Source organism: Terribacillus saccharophilus (assembly GCF_046592595.1).
GTDB classification, from domain to species: domain Bacteria; phylum Bacillota; class Bacilli; order Bacillales; family Amphibacillaceae; genus Terribacillus; species Terribacillus saccharophilus_C.
The window spans coordinates 159,986-183,079 of the sequence record NZ_JAWVPF010000001.1 but is presented as its reverse complement, the minus strand read 5'-3'; the positions used below and the strand labels follow the sequence as shown (position 1 = coordinate 183,079).

Annotated in this window: 25 protein-coding genes; 19 read left to right on the top strand and 6 right to left on the bottom strand. The window is 41.6% G+C overall.

The window, feature by feature from the left end; genetic code table 11:
* Nucleotides 1–86: 86 nt before the first annotated feature.
* From SFC25_RS00830 to SFC25_RS00810, 5 genes are all read right to left on the bottom strand, one after another.
* Nucleotides 87–782: a DUF443 family protein gene (locus tag SFC25_RS00830; protein ID WP_411213442.1), complete on the bottom strand. Its 696-nt coding sequence runs from the start codon at nucleotides 780–782 to the stop codon at nucleotides 87–89.
* Nucleotides 783–958: 176 nt separating this feature from the next.
* A complete protein-coding gene (locus tag SFC25_RS00825) occupies nucleotides 959–1,255 on the bottom strand; it encodes a DUF4176 domain-containing protein (RefSeq protein WP_411213441.1) in 297 nt (98 codons plus the stop codon).
* A 63-nt stretch (nucleotides 1,256–1,318) separates the two neighbouring features.
* On the bottom strand, nucleotides 1,319–1,972 hold the full coding sequence (locus SFC25_RS00820) for a DUF443 family protein (RefSeq protein ID WP_411213440.1): 654 nt from the start codon (nucleotides 1,970–1,972) through the stop codon (nucleotides 1,319–1,321).
* Nucleotides 1,973–1,974: 2 nt separating this feature from the next.
* The gene (locus SFC25_RS00815) at nucleotides 1,975–3,564 is read right to left on the bottom strand and encodes a ribonuclease YeeF family protein (protein WP_411213439.1); all 1,590 of its coding nucleotides are present in this window, start codon (nucleotides 3,562–3,564) and stop codon (nucleotides 1,975–1,977) included.
* A 20-nt stretch (nucleotides 3,565–3,584) separates the two neighbouring features.
* A complete protein-coding gene (locus tag SFC25_RS00810) occupies nucleotides 3,585–3,863 on the bottom strand; it encodes a YwqI/YxiC family protein (RefSeq protein ID WP_411213438.1) in 279 nt (92 codons plus the stop codon).
* A 535-nt stretch (nucleotides 3,864–4,398) separates the two neighbouring features.
* Between SFC25_RS00810 and SFC25_RS00805 the strand changes: the two genes are divergently transcribed.
* From SFC25_RS00805 to SFC25_RS00740, 14 genes are all read left to right on the top strand, one after another.
* A complete protein-coding gene (locus tag SFC25_RS00805) occupies nucleotides 4,399–4,815 on the top strand; it encodes a YwqH-like family protein (protein WP_411213437.1) in 417 nt (138 codons plus the stop codon).
* The gene (locus SFC25_RS00800; RefSeq protein WP_411213436.1) at nucleotides 4,812–5,096 is read left to right on the top strand and encodes a YwqI/YxiC family protein; all 285 of its coding nucleotides are present in this window, start codon (nucleotides 4,812–4,814) and stop codon (nucleotides 5,094–5,096) included. The genes SFC25_RS00805 and SFC25_RS00800 overlap by 4 nt, the downstream gene beginning before the upstream one ends.
* A gap of 14 nt (nucleotides 5,097–5,110) precedes the next feature.
* Nucleotides 5,111–5,479, top strand: coding sequence for a hypothetical protein (locus tag SFC25_RS00795; protein WP_411213435.1), 369 nt, complete (start codon nucleotides 5,111–5,113; stop codon nucleotides 5,477–5,479).
* A gap of 281 nt (nucleotides 5,480–5,760) precedes the next feature.
* Entirely contained in the window at nucleotides 5,761–6,099 is a 339-nt protein-coding gene (locus SFC25_RS00790; RefSeq protein ID WP_411213434.1) for a chorismate synthase, read from the top strand.
* Nucleotides 6,100–6,102: 3 nt separating this feature from the next.
* Nucleotides 6,103–6,405: a WXG100 family type VII secretion target gene (locus SFC25_RS00785; protein WP_411213433.1), complete on the top strand. Its 303-nt coding sequence runs from the start codon at nucleotides 6,103–6,105 to the stop codon at nucleotides 6,403–6,405.
* Nucleotides 6,402–7,109: a DUF5081 family protein gene (locus SFC25_RS00780; protein WP_411213432.1), complete on the top strand. Its 708-nt coding sequence runs from the start codon at nucleotides 6,402–6,404 to the stop codon at nucleotides 7,107–7,109. Before SFC25_RS00785 ends, SFC25_RS00780 begins: the two co-directional genes overlap by 4 nt.
* On the top strand, nucleotides 7,110–7,418 hold the full coding sequence (locus SFC25_RS00775; protein WP_411213431.1) for a hypothetical protein: 309 nt from the start codon (nucleotides 7,110–7,112) through the stop codon (nucleotides 7,416–7,418).
* A gap of 3 nt (nucleotides 7,419–7,421) precedes the next feature.
* On the top strand, nucleotides 7,422–9,251 hold the full coding sequence (locus SFC25_RS00770; RefSeq protein ID WP_411213430.1) for a CdiA family toxin C-terminal domain-containing protein: 1,830 nt from the start codon (nucleotides 7,422–7,424) through the stop codon (nucleotides 9,249–9,251).
* Nucleotides 9,252–9,255: 4 nt separating this feature from the next.
* Nucleotides 9,256–9,654 (top strand): ribonuclease toxin immunity protein CdiI, encoded by a 399-nt coding sequence (gene cdiI / locus SFC25_RS00765; RefSeq protein ID WP_411213428.1) that lies wholly within the window; start codon nucleotides 9,256–9,258, stop codon nucleotides 9,652–9,654.
* Between the two features lie 604 nt (nucleotides 9,655–10,258).
* A complete protein-coding gene (locus SFC25_RS00760; protein WP_411213427.1) occupies nucleotides 10,259–11,242 on the top strand; it encodes a hypothetical protein in 984 nt (327 codons plus the stop codon).
* Between the two features lie 152 nt (nucleotides 11,243–11,394).
* Complete coding sequence (locus SFC25_RS00755; protein WP_411213426.1) at nucleotides 11,395–12,006, top strand: pentapeptide repeat-containing protein; 612 nt, start codon at nucleotides 11,395–11,397, stop codon at nucleotides 12,004–12,006.
* 232 nt (nucleotides 12,007–12,238) lie between these two features.
* Nucleotides 12,239–12,580: a toxin-antitoxin system YwqK family antitoxin gene (locus SFC25_RS00750; RefSeq protein WP_411213424.1), complete on the top strand. Its 342-nt coding sequence runs from the start codon at nucleotides 12,239–12,241 to the stop codon at nucleotides 12,578–12,580.
* A 144-nt stretch (nucleotides 12,581–12,724) separates the two neighbouring features.
* Nucleotides 12,725–13,426 carry an endonuclease V gene (locus SFC25_RS00745; RefSeq protein ID WP_411213422.1) on the top strand — a complete coding sequence of 234 codons (702 nt, stop codon included), beginning with the start codon at nucleotides 12,725–12,727 and terminating at the stop codon, nucleotides 13,424–13,426.
* Nucleotides 13,427–13,747: 321 nt separating this feature from the next.
* A complete protein-coding gene (locus tag SFC25_RS00740; protein WP_411213420.1) occupies nucleotides 13,748–14,392 on the top strand; it encodes a Bax inhibitor-1/YccA family protein in 645 nt (214 codons plus the stop codon).
* A 38-nt stretch (nucleotides 14,393–14,430) separates the two neighbouring features.
* Here the strand turns inward: SFC25_RS00740 and SFC25_RS00735 are convergent, their stop codons facing one another.
* Complete coding sequence (locus SFC25_RS00735) at nucleotides 14,431–15,324, bottom strand: fructose bisphosphate aldolase (RefSeq protein ID WP_411213419.1); 894 nt, start codon at nucleotides 15,322–15,324, stop codon at nucleotides 14,431–14,433.
* Between the two features lie 266 nt (nucleotides 15,325–15,590).
* Between SFC25_RS00735 and SFC25_RS00730 the strand changes: the two genes are divergently transcribed.
* The 5 genes from SFC25_RS00730 to SFC25_RS00710 all read left to right on the top strand — a co-directional run bounded on the left by SFC25_RS00730 (nucleotide 15,591) and on the right by SFC25_RS00710 (nucleotide 23,041).
* On the top strand, nucleotides 15,591–17,336 hold the full coding sequence (locus SFC25_RS00730; protein ID WP_411213417.1) for a cache domain-containing sensor histidine kinase: 1,746 nt from the start codon (nucleotides 15,591–15,593) through the stop codon (nucleotides 17,334–17,336).
* Complete coding sequence (locus SFC25_RS00725) at nucleotides 17,314–18,480, top strand: response regulator (RefSeq protein ID WP_411213415.1); 1,167 nt, start codon at nucleotides 17,314–17,316, stop codon at nucleotides 18,478–18,480. Before SFC25_RS00730 ends, SFC25_RS00725 begins: the two co-directional genes overlap by 23 nt.
* A 5-nt stretch (nucleotides 18,481–18,485) precedes the next feature.
* A complete protein-coding gene (locus SFC25_RS00720) occupies nucleotides 18,486–19,751 on the top strand; it encodes an ABC transporter substrate-binding protein (RefSeq protein WP_411213413.1) in 1,266 nt (421 codons plus the stop codon).
* 175 nt (nucleotides 19,752–19,926) lie between these two features.
* Nucleotides 19,927–21,396 (top strand): glycoside hydrolase family 68 protein, encoded by a 1,470-nt coding sequence (locus tag SFC25_RS00715; protein WP_411213412.1) that lies wholly within the window; start codon nucleotides 19,927–19,929, stop codon nucleotides 21,394–21,396.
* Between the two features lie 76 nt (nucleotides 21,397–21,472).
* Nucleotides 21,473–23,041 (top strand): glycoside hydrolase family 32 protein, encoded by a 1,569-nt coding sequence (locus tag SFC25_RS00710; RefSeq protein WP_411213410.1) that lies wholly within the window; start codon nucleotides 21,473–21,475, stop codon nucleotides 23,039–23,041.
* Nucleotides 23,042–23,094: the final 53 nt, after the last annotated feature.

Below are 23,094 nucleotides of genomic sequence, written 5' to 3'. Positions count from 1 at the left end.
AGTAAGTAAATAAAAGCCTTCCTTTCTGTACTGCAAGGGAAGGCTTTTGAGTTTGGAGAGGCAGAAAAACGTTGTACGAAAAAATATTATAGGCTCCCGCTTTCACTTTTAGTCATCAAGGAATCAGTTCTCTTTTGTCTAACCCAGAACCTCATCGTATTCTTACCAGGTAGAACAGTTGCTGAGTTTAAGAAGAGATAAAATGTAAACAAAAAAGTGAAAACGAACAGTATGAATAGGCTCCCGTATCTAATGAATCCAACTACGCCTCCGGCTATTAAATATAGAAATACTGGAGAGATAATGAGTAGTAAACCGATTCTCTTTAATGATTTGGGTACAACCCACATCGTACAATAGTAGAGATTATCGTGTAATCCTAACTGTCTCATTAATGAGCGTTTACTGGTTTTACTAACTGTAAAGCGGAAGTATAGAGCTGATGAAAGCAGAAGGAATACAATGAAGCCTGCTAACAACGGAGGCAAATCGATTTCAAACATGTAAGCAAGTGGTCCTAAAAAGTTGGCAATCGCCATGGAGGTGCCAGCATAAGCAAAACTAGCGCCACCTTTATCTGGGTTAATATGTTTTATAGTTTGCAACTGATGCGCAGATTCTGCACTGATTTTTATTGCTCTTTTAGGAACCATCCAGTAAATGAAAGGTAAGAAATATACAAGGAAATATGGCTTATCCCTATCCAAGATATAATAATCCTCATCTATCTTTATGAGGTTATACCTAAAATTTTTTTTAAGGTGAAGAACTTCGGAATTCATAGTATGATCTCCTTATCTCTTGAGAATCATTGATCTATAAAACGCTCTTATCTCATAAAATCGCACCTTAATTTATTTCTGTTAGAAAGTTAAGAAAAGATAAATTAAAAGACTCGAGTGACAGAACAAAGCACCAAGATAAATGAAATGATCTTGATGCTTTGACTATTTTTGTGTTATGTCAATGGACCGCTAACAACACCTTTTTTAATATCATTCTCCTCAAGCCACTGCGTATACAAGGAATGGAAACGTTCCTCATCACTATCTCTAAATCCTTCAAAGATAACTTCATCAATATTTTCTTCATTAAAGTAGAGGACACTATCTGCCACCAGTCCTTGGGGATAAACACAAGCAGAGTAATCAAACATTTTTTGTTCTCCGTCTAGTTCTATGATAGGACCGCGGTTTAAAATCATTAGTTTACTTGTTCCTTCATTTAGGTAGACTATTGAGCCGATAGGTAGCATACATATTCCTCCTTAATTTTTATGCATGAGTCTTAGGATCCTCAGATTCATAATCAACTTATATTATTTTACAATGATCTTAATAGTATTTCTTCCATGCGGAATTGTTAATATATTAAAGAATAACAACATAAAGAAGAATACGATGTAGGTAACTAAAATAATTATATTTCCTGAAACAATAAAAGCAAACATAGCTCCTATAGCTATTAGCATTGTAAATAAGATCATTAAAGTAAAAGAGAATAATTTTTTAAGAGGGTTTGGAAAAACATATACATTTAAATAGTTAGTATTATTATCTAGATCTAAATCCAAATTCTTATGAATAGATTTCTTATTTTGTATACCTATAAGAAATCTAAAATAAATTAACAATATGGCAAATAATATAACAACTAAACTAGCAACAAAATGAGTTATTGAAATAGAAAAGTAATCTGTAATAAGTCGTAATAAGCTTGCTAGAGTCATTGATATTCCAACGGCAAAGAGACTTAATTTGCCGTTTTTTGTATCTTTATTAGGTATTGTCTGCAGAAGTTTAGCAGATTCCTCACTAATTTGATGAATTTTTTTTGGAAATGCCCAATATAAAAATGGTAAAAGATAAACGAGAAGATATGGTTTATCTTTATCAATGATATAAAACTTATTCTCTATCTTAATAAGCTGATATCTAAAATTCTTTAATATAATAAATACCTCTGAATTCATTCTTAGTTCCAACCCCAATTTATTGGATTTAGAGATTCTATACCTGATTTAATAGCTTCTCCTGTTTTATTAACTGTATTACTTACACTCGTTCCGAAGTCATTCAGCTTATCACCTACATAATCAACTCCCTCATCTATTTTATTTCCGACATAATTTAATCCATCTTGTAACCCTAAAAAGTTTTCATCATAGGCCCAATTGAAGAAGTGTCCTGCTAACGCACCTACTGCCATAGTGCCCAGAACAGCCCAACCTGCAGGATTAGAAACTCCTAAAAATGTTAATGCTCCTGTTGTGAATGCCTGCGCTGCGACTCCAGTTCCTAGACTAAATGCAAGAGAAGATACATTATGAGTAATGGCTTCACCAAAAGTCTTATCTTTTTTTATCCACATATCCTCAATAAAACCATAACCAGCATTTAAGTAAGGTAGCGCCCTTCCTAATGCATTGCCACTGCGAGCTAGCTTACTGCCAAGAGTGAACTTATTGTTAATTTTATTGGCTCTACCTCTAGCAGTTCTAGTTCCTCCTCCTACAGCCCCTGATGAAATATCTCTAACTAATCTTACGCTATCGGAAAAAGCGGATTTTCCTAAGTATATACCTCTTTGTTCAAGTGCATTGGCAACACCATCCTTAGCAACATCCAAGCCGATTTTGTCCCAGTTTTTGTTCGTGTATTCTATAAATGTATCGGTCTTCTCTTCATCAGATCCGTTCTTCTTGCTAGCTGTAATCAGAATGTCGTTATATTCTTTTCTACTTATATCACCTTGCTGAAGACTCTTGTACGCATGCTGAAGGATAGCGAGAGCACCTTCATCCATCCCTTTTTCAGCCCTTTTCGTTGCAGCAGCAATCGCAGCCATAGGAAGATACTCAATATTATCCTCCGTGATCTCAATATTTCCATTCCCATAACTTTGCTGAATGACATTCTTATAAGCATCTATATCCTGCAGGGAGGCCATATCGAATTCACTGATCGATATAGTGCCGCTGCTTAATCCGGTGGTCATTTCGGACAGATACTTTTTCATTGTATCCAGATCACTTTGTGTTTCCTGCAGCTTTGATGCGTGTTTGCTGTCGAGTTCGCTAAGATCCTTAATGACATCGTCTATCTGGCGTTTGCCGTTTTCAACATTTGTCTCAAAGTTGGAGTAGCTGATTTTTGTTACATATGTAATATCTGCCACACCCGATAAAACGGAATTGATGTTCTCTGAGACACTGGAGATCTTGGATTTTGCTTGATCGAGTCCAGGATGCAGCTCATTGTCCAAGAAGTCTTCACTTACATAACCCTGATGACTGGGTTCGAAGGATTGGACATCGCTTTTCATGTTCTCCAGTCTGTTTTTGTAGTCTTCCATGGATTGAAGCAGGAAGGTGATGAAGGGGGTATGGATTTCGTTGTAAAAGGATCGGATGGCAGTGCCTGTTTCTCCTTTTAGAGTGTCTTCTAAGCTATAGAGGTTCCTCACTTTTTGCTGCAGGTTTGATAGCTGTTCCGAAAGCGCGTCTAGATCTATCTTGGACGTTTCTGTGCCTTTGTGAATCTCCTTGACTGCGAACTCTTTCAACGTACTTCCTCCTCACTTGTTTATTTTAAAGCAATGTTATCACCAAGTGCTCGGTCCAATTCGACTAGTTCCTGTACGGCTGTCTCTGTTGCAGCTATGTTATCTTGAAACAGAGTGATGAACTGATTGAGAAGGTTTTCGTATTCTTGCTTGATTTCGTTATAAATATCACTCATGCGCATATTTTTATTGCCGTCCATCGTTTCGCCGAGCTGTTTTTGCAATGCTTGCAGGGCATCACTCATTTCTTGGATACCTTTTTGAGCCTCGGCTTGGTTTATTTTTATTTCTCCGCTCATGGAAGGGCTCCTTTCCATAAAAACTGTTAATTTCACCCTAACGAATTCAATTTCCATTTTGTAGAGTATTAAGTACCTTTTTCCTTGGGTATTTTCTCATCGTGTCTAGGGAAATAGTTATATTTGCTCGTATCAGTGCTTTTTACGCTAACTGAGTACCCGTTTTGTTGGATGTATATGCCAAATAATTACATAATTTTGATTTAAATGGTTCTGGTCGGGGAAATGTTGTGTAACTGTAATTCCGGATACTATACATATGTCCTAACTTTATGACAGCTGTACTTTATTTATTGAGGAGGAACATGGATGGAATTTTTAAAAGTTTGTAATAGATACCCTCGCCGATAGATTCAAATTGCGTCGAAGCTAAATGCGGGCTGTCTCCTAAATCCACAACCTTTTTACCAGTACAATTCGGTCGTATTTTGGAAAAACAAGGCAGAAGTCTTACAGATTTTTTTCTGGAAATCCTTTACTGTAGTAGTGATGAAGTTTTTGTGCGGTGTGATGTAAAGCAAGGAGGATGATTGGAATGTCGTTAGCTTCCATAGATAGTCAAATCCGCAGTATGAATAGTTCAATCAATGGGTTGCGTGGGCAAGTGCTTCAAAAGCAAGAAGAAGTGCAGCGCCTTGAACGTGCGATCACGGAAATATCTGGCCTGCAAGGAGATTATGAAGAAAGCAGGAAATATTGGCATGATATCGATTTGACAGCGCAGACATGGAAGGGGGAGCTTGCTGATAAATTTGATGCTTTCCGTAATGGAGAGCTGTCGGCTAGCTTTAAAGATGTGGCTCAAAATGAGGTGCAGCGTGTTCTGGAAGCGTTAGAACAGGCGAAGGGCATGCTTGTTGCGGAGATCGATTCATGTCAGATGCAGATGGCGACAAAACAAAATTCATTAGAACGACTTCGCGCAGATCGGAAGAAGGAGCTGCAGTCATGAGTGAAATCAGATTAAAAGCAGATCATGTTCAGCAGAAATTGACGAATCTCCAAAACTCCCTTACTGATTTCCAATCTGGAAAACTAGATAGAGGCAGCGGCCGGGAGATGCTTGATGTACAGGCGAAAATCAATGATATCAATTTATCGCTGAATAGTCTCATACAAGAATATCAGGACATGGCAGTGCAGCATGTGGATGCGAGCAAAGATGCTGTCGATTCGCTGGAGAAAACGGAACAGGCAGTGGCGAAAGTAATTGATGCATTTACAATAGGGTAAGGAGCGATCATGGTATGGCGATTCAGGTGAAGCGCAATACAGGCATGATGGGTGGTTTAGCTAAGGTTGCGTTGCTAGTAGATGGACAGCATGCAGCCAAGCTTGGGAATGATGAAGCTGCTACTGTCAGCCTTGGTGAGGAGGCTGTAAAGCTTAAGGCCAAGCAGTGGTTCTTTGGCAGCAAGGAACTGGAGGTAGTCAATGATGCTAGTGTGGAGGTAAGAATCAATATGATTGCAATGCTTCTTCTCCTGGCTGCGATCTTATGCTTATTCCTTGGTGTCATGATTGCGCCAATTATTACTGTAGTGGCAGTCATTCTCTTTCTTGTCTGTATAATCTATAGTACGAAAAATTGGTTCCAATTAATAAAAGTTAAATAGAAAAATACGAATCTCTAAAGCTAGTGAGTACCTTTGAAGTACAAGATCACTGGCTTTTATTATTTTAGTATATCTTTCCTCCTGTATTCCATCAGTTCTTATATTACCTATGGCATGTTTCTGTATTTTTCTTATTAGTAGCTTTGGCGCATTTTAAGAGAGGGTCGTTGATACAGATGCAATTCATATTAGAATGAAGAAAGATAAGTGGATATAAATGGTTTTTTCGGTAGCTTGCAGAAAACAAAGAAGCGAATCCTGAGGCAGAAAGGACTGGGAAGATGGCTTTTTTATGGTTCAAGACAGACACGGAAGCAAAAAGAGACGACTACTTTAAGCTCTACAACAAGCTGGAAGAAGCAAAAGCAGAACATGACAAGCTGGTAAGCGAGGCGGAGTCTTATTTTTCTTCTTATAAAGGGAGTGTCCCGTGTATGGCGGAAGATGCTATTCCGAGTAATGACTTCATACCGGCGCAGGAACGGCTTGATAAAAAGCTGACGGATTACTTGGATAACGAGAAGGAGTATCGCAGTAAGCTCGTAACAGCGAGTGATCGGGCATACGAAAGATATCTTCATTATAAGAATAAAGCGATTGAAGAAGCGAAGGAGGACTAAGCTATGGCGAAGGATGTGATCATCAATCAAGCAGAATTGGAAACAGCCAAATCATCTGCAGCAAAGCTGAAGGAATCACTTGATAATACGTATGCACAAGGAGAAGCTCTGCTTTCTCTCGTGCAAGGATCCAATTGGGAAGGAAAGTCACGTGACAGCTTCCTTGCTTACTTGGAGCTGCTGCTTCAGTATCACGCCGATCTTAAGGATGCCGCCTCTTTGCAGAAGAAAGCGCTGGATAATATAGAGAACTACCAATCTGATTTTCAAAACCATAATTTGGTGAAGGAAGTGAAGAGCCTATGACACAGCCAGATAGGGATACCTTCCATGTGACCGAGCTCTATTTACTCGCTGCGGCGTTTGATGCGGAGGCTTTGTTTGGCTTGCCGGATAAAAAGATCTATCAGCTGCAGGGAGAAGAACCTTGGAGTCGGGCGCATAAACGCTTGAATCAGAAAGGCATTTTCACAGAGGAAGGCAAGCTGACAAACTCGGGTGCTGTGATTATTAAAACATTGTACGAATACTTCTTCAGCCAAAAATATGTGCGGATCAATAACCTTATGTTCGCGTTTCGGGAGAAGCAAGCGGAAGAAGTAATCATTCTTGTGGAGACAGCGGAGAAGGAGTACAAAATCTATGTGATGGCCAAGCCGCTTGTACTGAAATTGCTTAGTGAGAAAGTACCGCTTCTGAATCGTGAACCTGCCGAAGGAGAAAAACATTTCCTGCGGCGAGAGCTGCCGGCTGAGGAAAGGGCAACAATCAACGAGCTTGGTGTAACGAATGATATCGCAAATATAGAACTTTTCCATCCCCGGGTGAAGCCGCAGGTCGCAAGCAACCCGGACCATTATCAGCAATGGCTTGTCCTCTCGGAAGATGACAAGCTGATTATGATTGATACGACCGAGAAGCAGTATTATCATGCAAGTCAATATTGGTTTATGAAGGTATTATTTGATGCATTGGACTTCCCATATCGACAGAAAGAGGGGGTTAGATAGATGGCGACTAGTGGGAAAATCACGATTGATCCGATAGAAATCACAGATATGTATAAGCAGCTCATGGCTATTATGGAAGATCTGCAGTCGAATGCCGTGCCTGCAATCGAGACGATAAAAAACACGAAATTTTATCAAGAAGGAAAAGCGATGGAAGCAATTGAAGCTTATCCTGAAGCGAATGATAAATTCATGGAATTGCAAGATCACTATGCACGCATCTCCTCCTTGGTGATTGAAACGCTGAACACGATGATCGAGACAGATGAAGCAATTGCCCTGAAAATCATCGATGCATTGGAGGTGTAAAACGTGGATGTAAAATACCGAAGCAGCCAATGGGATAAGACGAAAGATAGTCTGCGTAACTTGATTGGCCTGGGTGTCTGGGGCAAAGGCATGATCGATACGATGAAAGACATCACGGACAACTTGGACGAAGCAAGCGAAAAGGTGGCAAAGTATGATTCCGACGGAGTTGTCTCGTTCTCTTATACAAGCGATAAAGATAAATACCAGCGATTGTTCGAGGACTTTAAAGTCCTGGAGGATTACAGTGGAAGTGTCGGCGATATAGTAGAAGATACAATCGATCAGCCCTTCTATGAAGATATTGATGCCTTTGTCCAGAAAGTGCGAGATTCTTCCATCTCCAACTACACGACCTCGAACCATATCGGTGCAACGGAGACAATACCTATCTCTTATTATGGTTCCTATCAAGAATACGAAACAGAGAAAACAGAAATCACCATCGATGATATACTGAGCGGAGACAACTATTATGCTGATCAAATCAAGGCTTCTTTTGAGGAATGGAAAGTACAGAACCCGGATGAAGACATCAGCTACGAAGATTATCGAACAGCTGCCGTCAACACAAGAGCCTTTGAATATGAGTCCATTGAGGACGGGCAGTTTACAAAAGAGTTTTGGGTGAATATTGCAGCCCTCGTCGTCATCGTTGGCGTAACCGTTGTATGTCCGCCAGCTGGTGCTGTACTAGGAGCTGCTTATGCAACGGTAGAGATGGGAAGTGCTATTTCTGGTCAGGACTGGGCTTCAGGACGGGAGCTGGACACTTCGGAACGATGGACGAGGGGTTTACTTGCGCCGCTTGATGTTCTGCCAATAGGTAATGCGGTGACCAGTTTTGGTGGTGCAGCACGTACGACAAGCAAAGTAATTGATGTAGGGCAGTCAGCGAGTAAAGTGAATAGAACCAATACGGCGGTACAGCAAGCCGACAATGTTATTGAACTGAAAATACCTGCAGATAGACTGGCGAGAACATCTAATGTGGATAGTGCCGCTGGTCAAGCGGATAATGTTGTTAGTTTGGCTGATTATGCTAATAGACAGACGGCTAATCGACTTCGTAATAGTCAGTGGGCTGTTAAGGAGCAGGATAAAATTCAGGAGCTGCAGATGGCTGCTGGTGCAGAGCACTTGTCGGCTGGGAATAAAATGGCGGGTAATAGTGGGCCAATGATGATGAGGAATGATGGAGTCGGACCTGGTGGTGTAGGACCAGTAAGAGGTTCTGGAGAAAGTGTGAGTAGTGTTAGTAAGACTGACAGTGGTTCTTTACATGCAGGAAGTATAAGGGCATCTAGTGAAACCCAGCCGATTATTAAATATAAAGAAGGTTATCATGTTGAACATCTGACAGGGGAGATTAAGAAATGTACCGACCGCAGAGGTGTTAGTGGAGGACATAACTACTCTGAGTTTAAAAAGTTCTTCGAAACAAATGGAAAATATAAATTAGAAGAGATTCAGAAATTCGCTCATCCAGAAATCGATGGTATCTATGATCTAGAGTATAGAATGCTTGTAGAGATAAAAGATTATCGTGGCATAGGGACTGGTGAATATAAATATATACCTAAAGAAAATAGAGATCCGCTCAAGAAAACTATTTACGATCCAGCTATTATATCAGACGAAGATATAGTTAGGTATGGCAAAGAAGCCATAGAAGAAGGAATCAAAAAAGGTCAAGTGGATGAGTTGATAGATCAAAATAAAAGTATGGTCAGTGGAACTGCCAGTAACGGATTGAAATTTGAAGGTATTAAGAATCTTGAGACAGGCGAGATAGATAACTTTTGGCCTGTATTGGAATGGAGTGAACGTTGAACGTATGCAAAATCGCCAAGATGATTACCAATTAATAATGGATAGATTCAAAGAAAGTGGTCGAACTAAAAGCTTTGTTACTGCTGTTCTAGCTCGATTTGCTGTGGATTATGACTTCCTGAAGATATTGAATGGTTTTTGTAATGAAAATGTATTAAGAAGAGATACAATTGGAGTTATTTATTCCGATGAGTATGATGAATATGACGAGGGTTATTTCGGAGAAGATAGAGTACTATTCTATTTTGGTGTCGATGAAGATTGGTATGATATTTTAACCTATGATGAATTATGTGAATACTTACAAGTGGTTTGTGAAATTTATGCTGACATTCACGAAGACAAAGCTAAGGAAGTATATGAGTACATGGATAAAATCAAGAAGAAATATGGAGTGATGTAAAAACCGCTTCTGATTATAATTGATTGTCTGTGTCTCGATACGGATATTTTAAATCACAGTTCTACAAGGAAGGGTATTATACATTTGGTTAAGAGAAGAATTCTGTGATTACGAACTAAAATTTATGATGCATTGTCACTTGATAACTAATATAACGATAATAAAGTGCCATATAATGAATTGCTGATTTCTTGAAAGCTCATCCACATTGAAGTATGAATTGGATGAGCTTTTTCTACTTAGCTGTACATTTTTCGAATAACAGGGTTAATTTGAAGATATTGATGCCTTTGTTCAGAAAGTACGCGATTCTTCCATTTCCAACTACACGACCTCGAACCATATCGGTGCGACACAAACGATACCTATCTCTTATTACGGCTCCTATCAGGAATACGAAACGGAGAAAACAGAAATCACCATCGATGATATACTGAGCGGAGATAACTATTATGCCGATCAAATAAAGGCCTCTTTTGAAGAATGGAAAGTACAGAACCCAGACGAAGACATCAGTTATGAAGATTACCGCACTGCTGCCGTCAACACAAGAGCCTTTGAATATGAGTCCATTGAGGACGGGCAGTTTACAAAAGAGTTTTGGGTGAATATTGCAGCCCTCGTCGTCATTGTTGGCGTAACCGTTGTATGTCCGCCAGCTGGTGCTGTACTAGGAGCGGCTTATGCAACAGTGGAGATGGGAAGTGCTATTTCTGGTCAGGACTGGGCTTCAGGCCGGGAGCTGGACACTTCGGAACGATGGACGAGGGGTTTACTGGCACCGCTTGATGTTCTGCCTATAGGGAATGCGGTGACCAGCTTTGCTGGAACAGCGCGCACGACAAGCAAGGTAATTGATGTGGGGCAGTTTGCGAGTAGGTTAAATAGAACCGATAAGGCGGTACAGCAAGCTGACAATGTTATTGAACTGAAAATACCTGCAGATAGACTGGCGAGAACTTCTAATATGGATAGTGCCGCTGGTCAAGCGGATAATGTTGTTAGTTTGGCTGATTATGCTAATAGACAGACGGCTAATCGACTTCGTAATAGTCAGTGGGCTGTTAAGGAGCAGGATAGAGTTCAGGAGCTGCAGGTGGCTGCAGGAGCGGAGCATTTGCCGTTTAGTCAGAACCGTGCAGGTGATAATGGAAGTCCTGTAATGATGAGAAACGGGGATAGAAGCGGTGGTATAGAACCAGTAAAAGGTTCTTCGGTAAATCATGTTAGTGATAGCAATGTAGGGAAAGTACAATCTGGTACATCGAATGTATCGAGCGCGGAAGTGAAGTCAATTAAGGGTAAGGGATATACTGGTGGCAGATCGCAAGAAGAATTGGATGAGTTAGCTGGAGACCCTTCACATGGTTTTAGGATAGAAGCACAAGGAATAAAGGAGAGAGAAATCGGACTTGATTTGGAAAGTGATGGAAGGCTAGGCAGAATAGTAAGAGACCCAACTCCTGATAAAGGTGCTGAATTTATTGATACCACAACAGGTATAAAATGGGACGTAAAAAGTTTTGAGCTTATCCCAATGGACACACTTCTCCTAAAAAGGGAGCTTTTGCAGTCAATAGAGCTATGAAAAAAATTCAAGCTGAATGTAATCGAGAGCATAACGTCATAATTGATATAAGAAAATTAGTTCCTGATCATATTGCTCAGTTAAAGGAAGCAATAGAAGAAGCTGGGATATCAAATCGTATTATCTGGTATCCTGATTGAGGAGGGTTAATAATGATTAAAGAATTGGAACAGGAAGTTGTTCGGAAATTAGAATCTCATCAACACTGGGTTGAAACAAATGGTGAAAAAGGTGAAAAATTAGTAATTGACGAGGTAGACTTACAACAACTGAATTTACAACCATATAGATTAGACCAAGCAAATGTTACTGATTGCTTGTTTAATAATATGGATTTACAAGGAAAAGACTTTCACTCGTCACTTTTATGTTCTTCTGCATTTGTTTCGGCTAATTTAGTGAACGCCGACTTTTATAGGGCGGATATATCCTATGCGAATTTCTCTAATGCTAGTATGGAAAATGTAAGATTGGCTAAAGCGGATTGCTCAGAAACTGAGTTCCAAGATACAAATTTAAAAGGAGCCAACTTGGCAGCTTGCTTACTTTACCTTACCGATCTTCGGAATTCGGACCTAAGTGAGGCTGATATTAGTTCTGCTTCTTTTGAGGAAACGCTATTGAATGGTACAAGTTTAATAGCATTAAGAGGTATAGAAGAGGCTATTATAACCAGTATTAATATAGGTACTCCTGAGAACCCAATTCTTTTAGAGGGTATGGAAGCTAGGAATTGGATTATAAATAAATCGAAAAATAATTAGATATAATTTAAAAAAAGCCTTGAGACTTCATAAGCCTTCAAGGTCTTTTTGATTAAAGAGAATATAGTTTTGGTGCTTTGAGGCTATGAGAAGCAATTCGCAAAATGAAAGAATTCAATGAATAGAAGCAAAAAAATTGGACTTTATATAGAGTTAAGCAGTGAAACTTTCACATGCCCTCACTTTAATTATATAACTCAAGGATTTGAGTTTAGTTCAGAGGTGAAATGATATGGAAAAAAATATTTTTGATAAAGATTATGTGGTATCTAAGGGAACTGACTTTGTCGAAGAACTGTGGTTTTCTACACATGGCGATATAGTCTTAGATAAACCAGAGGAAGAGGGCGGTAAGCCATTTACTGGCTTGGTTTACGAGTTGTATAATAATGGTAACTTAAATTATTATGCTAACTACGTAAATGGCTTTATCGAGGGAGAATTAATTGAGTTTTATAAGAGTGGAAAGTTAAAAGCTATAAAAACATTAATTCATGGACAAAGTAATGGCCAGGAAAGAAGATGGCATGAGAATGGAAAAAAAGTTTTGAGGGAGATTATAAACTTGGTATAGCACTGCACTTTACAGAGTGGGATGAGGCAGGAGAGATAATTAAAGTGAAATCATCTCCTTCAGAAACTGAAGTAAAGCTAATTAACTCCCTCACTAAAAACTCAAAATGATAACTTTGTTAGATTTGTTGAGAGTTGGTTAGATATGAATAATAATCTTGAAAGAGAACTTAATAAAGTCCAAAATGATTTACGCTCTAAGATTAAGTTGAATAATACGTTTTCTCCCGAAGAAGTAGCTTTGGTTGCTGGAGTTGATCTCGCATATTGGACTGAAGATAATATTGATTATGCTGTTTGCTGTATTCAGGTTTTAGATTATCAAACAAAACAAGTTGTTGATAAAGCAGAATATACGGGTATTGTTGAATTTCCGTATATTTCAGGTTACTTAGCATTCCGAGAGTTGCCTTTTGTCCTTAAGGCAGTCGACAAACTGGAATATATTCCGGATATTTATATGTTTGATGGAAATGGATATTTGCATAGTCGTCACATGGGTATTGCGACACAAGCCTCGTTCGAACTAGGTAAACCTACTGTAGGGGTAGCGAAAACATACCTTAAAATAAATAACGTCGATTTTACCATGCCAGAAAATAAAGTTGGAGCTTTCAAGGATATAGTTATCGAAAACGAAGTATATGGACGTGTTTTAAGATCAAGAGTTGATGTAAAACCTATCTTTATCTCATGTGGAAACTGGATCGATTTAGATACTGCAACTGACATAACTATGCACTTTGTTGAACAGGAGAGCAGATTACCAGTGACAACTAGATTTGCAGATCTTGCTACACATGAGGCGAGAAGAAGACATCAAAATAAATTAACGCAAAAACCTTGAGGTGAATTCCTCAAGGTTTTTGAGCATTGATATATAGTTAAGACTTATACAATGATTATAGGGTACCATAGTAAGAAACCTTACCTTAGATGCTTAGGTTATTTCAAGGTATTTTTGTGAATTGCAATTAACCTTGATTTAGAGAATTTCTTCATTTGTTCTAAATTGTAGTCTCTAAGACAATCAAAATGTCTTTAAGAGAGCCAAGTCAGTTAAAAGGCATTTCTCTAGTCCATAATTCTAAATAAATTTGTGAAGAAAGTGAAACATTTGCTGACGAGTTGCGTATACAACCTAACAATATCTTTAGAAACTGGAGAGATGAACTTGGAATATGCAATATCCAATCAAAAGACAATCATGCAGAAGGTGCTGCAGACGTTCTTGATGACGCTGCTGTTGGCGACGCTTGGAATCTATGCTGGCCATTTTGTGCCGCCTGTGCTTATTCTGCCATTAATCGTAATTGAATTAGGTATGATAATTGCTGCCTTCTGGCTTAGAAGGAAAAAAGCTGTCAGCTATACGTTCATTTATATATTTGCCGTGATTTCAGGAATTACGACTTACCCGGCAGTAGCTTATTATGCTTCCATCGGTGGAGCCAATATTGTCCTGTATGCTTTCGCGACAACGTTTGTCATCTTTGGAGTAATGGCGCTGGTAGGGGTTAAATCAAAAAAAGATTTTTCCTTCCTTGGCGGATTCTTGTTTGTGGCCTTGATTGCGTTGATTGTAACAGGTTTGATCGGAATTTTTGTCCCGTATAGTGATGCGACAATGCTCGTTTTCTCGGGTATCGGTTCTGTCGTGTTTTCACTCTATATTCTGTATGATTTTAATCAAATGGCGAGAGACCATGTTACAGAAGAGATGATTCCTCTAATGGCATTGAATCTGTATTTGGACTTTATCAACTTGTTCATGAACTTACTTCGATTCTTGGGGATCATGTCTAAGGACTAATAAAAAACCGGAGAGCTGAACAGCTCTCCGGTTTTGTTTTACTTCTTATTAACAGAAGCATCATAAATCGTATCCACAGCATCCTTCAATGCTGCATCAAATTCTTCCTGAGACTGACCTGCGTTTAGCTCTGCTGCCAAAGCGCGGGAGAAGCTGGCGATTACGCCTTCGTTTTCTTTCAGCTTTTCGTTTGCTTCGTCGCGGGAGTAGCCGCCGGATAAAGCAACGACGCGGACAACGCGTGGATGCTCGGTGAGTTCTTTATATAGATTTGCTTTCGTTGGGATGGAAAGCTTGAGCATGACATTTTCTTCTTCGGACAAATCGTTTAGATGGCGGAAGATTTCATCCCGAAGGATTTCCTCGCATTTCTCTTTATCCTCGCTGTGAATATTCACTTCTGGTTCTATGATTGGAACGATACCAGCTGCGATGATACTTTTGCCGATTTCGAATTGCTGATCTACGACCGCTTTGATGCCGCTGACGTTAGGCTCTTTGATGACCGAACGCATTTTTGTTCCGAAAATATGTCGTTCGGATGCGCGGCCGAGTGTTTCGTTCAGGTTATCGATCGGTTTCATCAGCTGAACGCCGTCTTTTTCCTCTGCCAAACCTTTATCGACTTTCAAGAATGGCACAATCCCTTTTTCTTCCCAAAGGTAATCAGCTGTGTACTTGCCTTCGATTTCCCGATCCATCGTCTGTTCGAATAGGATAGCACCTAGAATCTTGTCTTTGTTGAATGCAGGGGAAGTGATGATGCGTGTTCGCATGTCGTGGACGAGCTTGAACATCTCGTCTTCGTTTGAATAAGCATCTTCGGATACGCCGTATTCTGCCAATGCTTTCGGTGTGCTGCCGCCGCTTTGATCCAATGCTGCGATGAAGCCTTTGCCGTTTTTGATGATGTCGAATTGCTTTTCGTTCATATCTGCCACTCCTTTGATTCGTTTTTTAGCTGAAAAAATGCTCCATGTTCACTGTTCCCTTTTATCCAGTGTTTTAACATTAAATGTTTGATAAGGTTTCCATTTCGGGATGTCCAGGCTGTGGAAGTGTATATGCGGGAGTGAAAACGATGTTTCGCTGTTTATCGGGACCTTTGAGTGTAACTTAAGTTGGATTGACGGCTGATTGGGCATGTTATAGGGTAAGTTTGACTATTTCAACGGACGGTATGGAAGGAAGGGCATTCATGAGCATTAGGACTCGGTTATTCATCATGCTGCTCTTATTCATCATTCTGCCTTATTTTCTCTTTGTGATTTTTATTTATGAGAATAGCAAATCGAGTATTGAGGAGCGGGATTTGGCAAGGAGCCGAGAGGAATTAAATGAGAGCGGTGCAGATTTGGAACAGTACGCAGATGAGATGGTCCGGCTGCCTTACAGCTTGTTCAATATGCCGGAGGTCCAGCAGGTACTGGAGAATGGCATGCTGGAAGAAACGACAGAACATGTGCGAGCTTTTGAAAATAGTGTGGAGACATATGCGGCGACTCGACCGGATATCCGGCAGCTGCGGTTTTATTTTCAGCAAGATCAGCAGTCTCTCACAGTTTACCAATCAAATGTTAGTGCTCCAAAGCCTGCTCCGGATTATCTGGAGCACTCACCTTTCAGGGAGATGAACGATTCGAAGGCAGCTTACATGCTGGAAACTCCTCATGTCCTCGAGAATGAAGACAAAGTAGCGATCGTTCCGGAATCGGACAATACAATCGTGCTGCCGATCCAGCATAGGATAACAGACGTACTGAGTGGAGAATTTCTAGGATTCCTGACGACTGATATAGAAGTATCATCTTTCTCGCGGCTGCTTGAGGCTGTTACAAGAGAAACAGGGACGCAGGTTTTGCTTGTAAATGGAAAGGAAGAGATCGTCTACAGCAAAGATTTTAAACAGATTGGCACTAATATGGACGAGTCTCAATTAGCAGCGGAGGGAGGAAATATCGTCCTTCGGGAGGAGCTGGGCAAGCCCTTGGCTGGCTGGCAGCTGATCAAGATTACATCAAAGGATGAGCTGTTCCGTGATGCGAGGGAGACGGCCTGGACGAATGTCGTATTAGGCATCGGCGTTGTCCTATTGGGGACCATACTGGTTCTGGTCGTTTCCCGTGTGTTTACAAAACCGATTATTACATTAAGTGAGAAGGTACGATCCATAGAAGGCGGTCAGATGAACGTCCAGCTAAAAACAGAGCGTAAGGATGAAATTGGCCACCTGTCTGCACATATGCAGGAGATGCTGAATCGTATCGATTCTCATATCGCACGTGAATATAAGCTTGAGCTAGAGGTGAGGGAGAGTCAGCTTAGAATGCTCAAATCACAGGTGAATCCGCATTTCCTCTTTAATGCACTGCAATCCATCGGAGCTGTTGCCCTGCGATCTGATGACCGGGAAGTGTACAAACTGCTCGTATCCTTATCCAAAATGATGCGGTATGCTTTGCAGGCCGATCAGCTCGTACCTGTACGGGAGGAGATTGGTTATATTGACTCCTATATCACCTTGCAAAAAGAACGTTTTGGAGCAGATTTGCCAATCGCTATTCAAGTGGAGAAAAGCATAAAGGAATACAGAATACCGAGCATGCTGCTGCAGCCGCTTGTTGAAAATTATTTTAAGCATAGCTATGAAACTATGCGAGATAAAAGCAGCTTTATCCTAAAAGGAACGGAAAGAGACGGATTGCTGGTGTTCAGTGCGGCTAGCTGCGGTGCAACAGTGAGCGCCGAAGAGGTTCGTCTGCTGCGCGAGGGAGTTGCTGGCGGAACGGGGCTGCAAAATATCGCGGAGCGTATACAGCTGCATCATGGCGATAAGGCAGCGTTTCAAATTGATAATATGAACGGAAAAGGGTTTGAGGTCACGATTTGTATTCCGGCACAGGAGCAGGGAGGTCAGAAGCATGAAGGTGTTACTCGTGGATGATGAAAGAAATGGGCGTGAGGTGCTGCGTGCGCTTGGTGAGTGGGAGCAGAATGGAATAACTGTTCTTTTGGAAGCAAGTGACGGGGAAGAGGCGCTTGAGCTTATTGAATCGGAGCAGCCGGAGATCATTTTCACTGATATCAAGATGCCGCGTATGAATGGCATTGAACTGATGGAGCAGTTGCATGCTGCTGACTACCGAGGGAAGTGCATTCTAGTAACTGGTTATGATGATTACCAGTTCATGCGGAAAGCTATTCAATTCAACAGCTTTGATTATTTGCTGAAGCCAATCGATCCGGAAGCTTTTACTAAGGTGCTGGAGAACGTGACGCAAGCCATTATCGCTGAAAAGCAGTCTTTGGAGAGCGAAGCAGAGGTTCTCGGGGATGCGAGGAGGCTGCTTTTGGAACAGCAGGTTTCGGCATTGTGCATGGGAGAGCTGAAGGATTTCACCATCTTACACAATGTTTTGCCGCAGGAAGAGAAAATCGATCTTACGTTGCTGTCTTTTTATCATATGCATCAGCCGGACCAAGTAATGGAAGCTCTGACGGGTGAATTGCATCGATATGCAATTGGTGATGTATTCCGTTTCCAGCAAGAGGATAACTTGTACGTTGTTTTGTCTGCGGCTGATCAGTGGCTGCAGATAGAGAATTGGCTGCGTCAGCATTTGGATATACCCGTACGGCTTGTACAAAAGACGCTGTGTTCTCTGGAAGAGATTTCTTCCGTATTCGAGCAGCTTACAGTAGAGCTGGCGGAGCATCGTTATCGCACCATCAGGAGACTTGAAGAACTGGAAAGTGAACAGCGCGGCCAAGACATCGTTGCTTATGTGCAGAGCTACTACATGGAGGATGTAAGCCTGGAGCGATTATCAAAGCTCTTCTTCCTGTCAAAGGAGCATATTTCACGTAAATTCAAGCAAGAGACCGGGATGACATTATCCCGGTACGTGACAGATTGCCGTATGAAGCAGGCGAAGCAATGGCTGGAGATAACCGACAAAACGATGTATGACATAGCCAGGCTGCTTGGCTATCAAGATGAAGTCTATTTCTCGAAGCTATTCAAAAAGGAAACAGGATTAACCCCGACTGCTTATAGAACTGAGCATAATGAGCAGGAGGAAAGATGATTATTATGAAAAAGAAACTGTTATACGGACTTTTTGCAATCCTTTTACTGCTGCTTTCCGCCAGCAATCTGCCGCCGGAAAAAGAGAAGAAGCAAGCAAAAGGAGCAGTCAGCCTTACAATTCGTAATCCAAAGGTGGAGGTTGCATCCGAGTTTGAGGACATGGTTGGCATGTATGAAAAGACGCATCCCCATGTTCATATCCAGGTAGAAACGGTGGGCGGTATTTCGGATGATTTCTCTGATTTAAAAACACAAATGGCTGTAGGGGAAGGTCCGGATATCTTCACTAACGTCGGCTATACTGCTACAAAAGAGTGGATGCGCTACTTGGAGGACTTGAGCGGGGAATCGTGGGTATCGGATGCTCGGGATGGTACACTCGATCCCATTACTGAGGGTGGGAAGGTGTATGGCATGCCGATGAATATTGAAGGGTTCGGCATTATTTATAATAAGGTGTTATTCGAAAAAGGGGGTATAAATGAGCTTCCTGATACGTATACAGAGCTTGAGAAAGCGGCGTCTCAGCTCAAAAAGGCAGGTGTGACACCTTTTGCGAATGGCTATTACGAGGAATGGAAGCTTGGACATCATTTAACAAGTTTAGCTTTCGCAGAGCAATCTGATCCCGAAGCGTTTATGTCGGAACTGGCAGAAGGTAAGGCAAGCTTTACGGATAATGATAGCTTTCGCAACATGCTGCGTTTTCTGGATCTGACACTTGCTTACGGAAAACCGCATGCAGCAACGACAGATTATTACGCTGAGATGGAAGCTTTCCAAAAAGGAGAGGCGGCCATGATTGTGCAAGGAAATTGGGTGGAACCTCTACTGGCAAAACAATCGTCGGATCTGGATGTGGGAATGTTTCCGATTCCGCTTGATGACGGAGTGGATGCGCAGCTGGTGACTGGTGTGCCTGGTTATTGGGTCGTCAATAAGCAATCCGGGGCAGCTGAGAAAAGGGAGGCCAAGCGATTCCTGAAATGGATGGCAGAATCTGAAGAAGGGCGTGCATATCAAGCAAAACACCTTCGCTTCATTTCTGCATTCCGCACGGTTCAGCTGCCTGAAACCAGCCTGAGCGGAGATGCGTGGAGACTATATGATCAGCAGGAGCGACGGAACTTTAATTGGTCCTCCTATTCGCCTTCTATGAAGGATGCCTTTGGCCGAATCCTGAAACAATACGTGAATGAAGAGATGTCGAAGCGGGATGCACTGCAGGACTTGGATCATGCATGGCGCCAAAATGCTTCCTCTCACTAGTGTAGAAGTCCCTGATCAGAAGGGACTTTTTGTATGGATATCAAATTTAGACAAAAATAAGATCAAGATAAGCCATCCCAGTTTTTGTTTTACTGTCCTATACTGAGCTCGTAAGTCAGGTTTGCCAAGGCTTGTCTTACACGGGATTAGCAATCATACATAGGAGGAATACGGGATGAAATTTCGGAAACGGGCGTTAAAAGCAAGTGTCGTTTCACTGAGTGCAGCGTTGGTGCTGGGGAGCAGTCTGACAGTGGCTTCGGCGAACAATGAGGGTGGAAATGTGAAGCCGTACAAAGAAACATATGGTACCTCACAAATCACACGTCAGGACATGAAGGAAATGATCGGGCAGCACGGGGACGAACGGTATACCGTTCCTAGCTTTGATGCTTCTTCTATCAAGAATATCGAGTCGGCTACAAAGATAGATGAGAATGGCAATGAAATCAAAATGGATGTATGGGATACATGGCCGCTCCAAAACCCGGACGGTACAGTGGCAGACTACAATGGATATCAAATTGTTTTCGGTCTGGCTGGTGATCCGAAAGATGCAAGTGACACATTCATTTACATGTTCTATAAAAAAGCAGGCGACGATTCCGTTGATGCATGGAAAAATGCCGGTCGTGTATTTGATGATAATGATAAGTTCAATGGGGATAAAATACTGGCTGGTCAGCAGGAGGAATGGTCTGGCTCTGCTGCCTTCATCGATGGCGAGATCCGCTTGTTCTATACAAACCGCGGCGGCTTTGATGAAAGCCAAGGCATCTTTGGTAAACAAACTTTGACAACTGCGCAGGTGAACGTGTCTGAAAAGGATACAAGCAGCTTGCAAGTTGATGGCGTGGAAGACTATAAGTCCATTTATGATGGCGGCAACGGAAAGACATATGAGAATGTGAATAAAGCATTTGAAGACCGTAATTTTGCAAACAACCACACATTGCGTGATCCGCATTACATTGAAGATAAAGGTAAGAAGTACTTAGTATTCGAAGCTAATACTGGTACAGAGTTCGGCTACTCTGGCGAAGAATCTCTTTATAATCGTGCATACTACGGCAATGGCATGAAGTTCTTCCGTGAAGAATTCAATCAGCTGCAAAACAGCGATAAGAAGTCCACAGCGGAACTGGCTAATGGTGCAATCGGTATTGTAGAGATCAATGATGATTACACATTGAAAAAAGAAATGAAGCCGCTCATCGTTTCCAACACGGTTACAGATGAGATCGAGCGTCCAAACATCTTCAAGAAAGATGGCAAGTTCTACTTGTTCACAAGTACGCGTGGTGCCAAAATGACAATCGATGGCATCGACGATGAGGACATCTATATGCTTGGTTATGTATCGAATAGTTTAACTGGCCCATATAAGCCAATGAACAAATCAGGTATCGTCCTGCATCAGGACTTGGATCCTAATGATTTGACTTGGACATATGCACATTATGTGATTCCGCAAAAGAAATCGGATGACTTCGTCGTAACGAGCTACATGACGAACCGCGGTTTCTTCCAGGATCATAAATCTACATTCGCGCCTTCGTTCCTTCTGGATATCGACGGTAAACGCTCTTCCGTTGTGGAAGATGGTATCCTGGAGCAAGGGCAAATCACGTACGAAGAGGAATAAATCAGAATCAGAAAAGGAAATGTCAGCAATATGGCATTTCCTTTTCCTTCATTTCAAATATAAGTGTGGTGACGATATGTTTAATGGATTTTCGAAAAAGAGGTGGACGATGCTTGGCGTGCTGATTTTACTAGTTGCTGCAGTGGTCGCAGCCTTTGTGCTAAGCAACGAGAAAAAAACTCAAAATCAAAGTCCAGGGAAGGCGCAAACTATCTCTTATCGTCCTGTCTTCCATTTCAGCTCACCTGATAAATGGAAGAATGATCCGCAGCAGCCGATTTATTATCAAGGCAAGTACCACTATTATTATCTCTACAATAAAGATTACCCCGAAGGCAACGGCACCGAATGGCGGCACGCGACATCAGAAGATTTAGTCCATTGGGAGGATCATGGAGTCGCGATTCCGAAATATACAACGGAAAACGGTGATCCGTGGACAGGATCTGTCGTCCACGATAAGCACAATACAGCCGGTTTTGGTGAGGATGCGCTAGTTGCGATTATGACCCAGCCGACGGGAGAGACTGGGCAGCAGGAACAGTATCTCTGGTACAGCATAGATGGAGGGGATACCTTCAAGCAGGAAAGTGAAGAGCCGGTACTTGCAAACCCCGGTACACAGGATTTCCGTGATCCGAAAGTGATATGGAATGAAGAAAAGAATAATTGGGTCATGCTTCTGGCAGAAGGAGATAAGATAGGTTTTTATGAATCTGCAGATTTGAAAAGTTGGACATTCACTGGAGATTTTCACACTGATGGAATTGGGGTACTCGAATGTCCGGACCTATTCCAGCTTCGCGCGCCGGATGGAACAATCAAATATGTGCTTGGTATGAGTGCGAATGGAGAGGGAAAAGGGGAACCAAAAACGTATGCCTACTGGACAGGAAAATTTGACGGTACAGCTTTTACACCGGATGGAGAGAATCCCAAATGGCTTGATTATGGCTTTGACTGGTATGGCGGGGTCACCTTCGAAGATGGACCGTCTGAGGATAAGCAAGCGAAACGGTATGCACTTGCTTGGATGAATAACTGGTCCTATGCCGATGAAACACCTTCGATGAAACATGACGGTTTCAATGGTACAGACTCCATTGTCAGGGAAATCACATTGCAGCAAGATCAGGATGGCTATTATCTAGCTTCCCGGCCGAATGCTGCACTGGATCATCATTTTCAATCAACAGACACAGTTGAGAATATAAATCTTCATAATGAGACGCGAACCTTGGATGTTTCAGCCGAAACATATCAATTGGATGCTGATATTTCGTGGACAGAAAGTCCGAACGTCGGGCTGCAGTTGCGGGGATCAAAGGATCACTCCCGCCATCTCGATGTTGGTATCGATGTCGCTGGAGGCTATTCATATGTGAATAGAAGCAACGTTCCCAATCCTGATCAAGCGGGAGACTACCAGGAAAGCCAGGCGCCTTTTAATACAGATAAGAAGCAGGCGCATGTCACCATTCTCGTAGATAAAACAAGTGTGGAAATGTTCGTTGATGATGGGAAAGTGGTGCACAGTCATACAGTATTCCCTCATTCGCAGGACCAAGCGATTAGCTTATATGCTGAAAATGGCAGTGCCGATTTTGATAATATTTCTATAAAAAGGATAAACAACACACAATAATTTTCTTAAAAAAGACCTGTAGCGGGTCTTTTTTTATTATCTGAAAGAGCTTT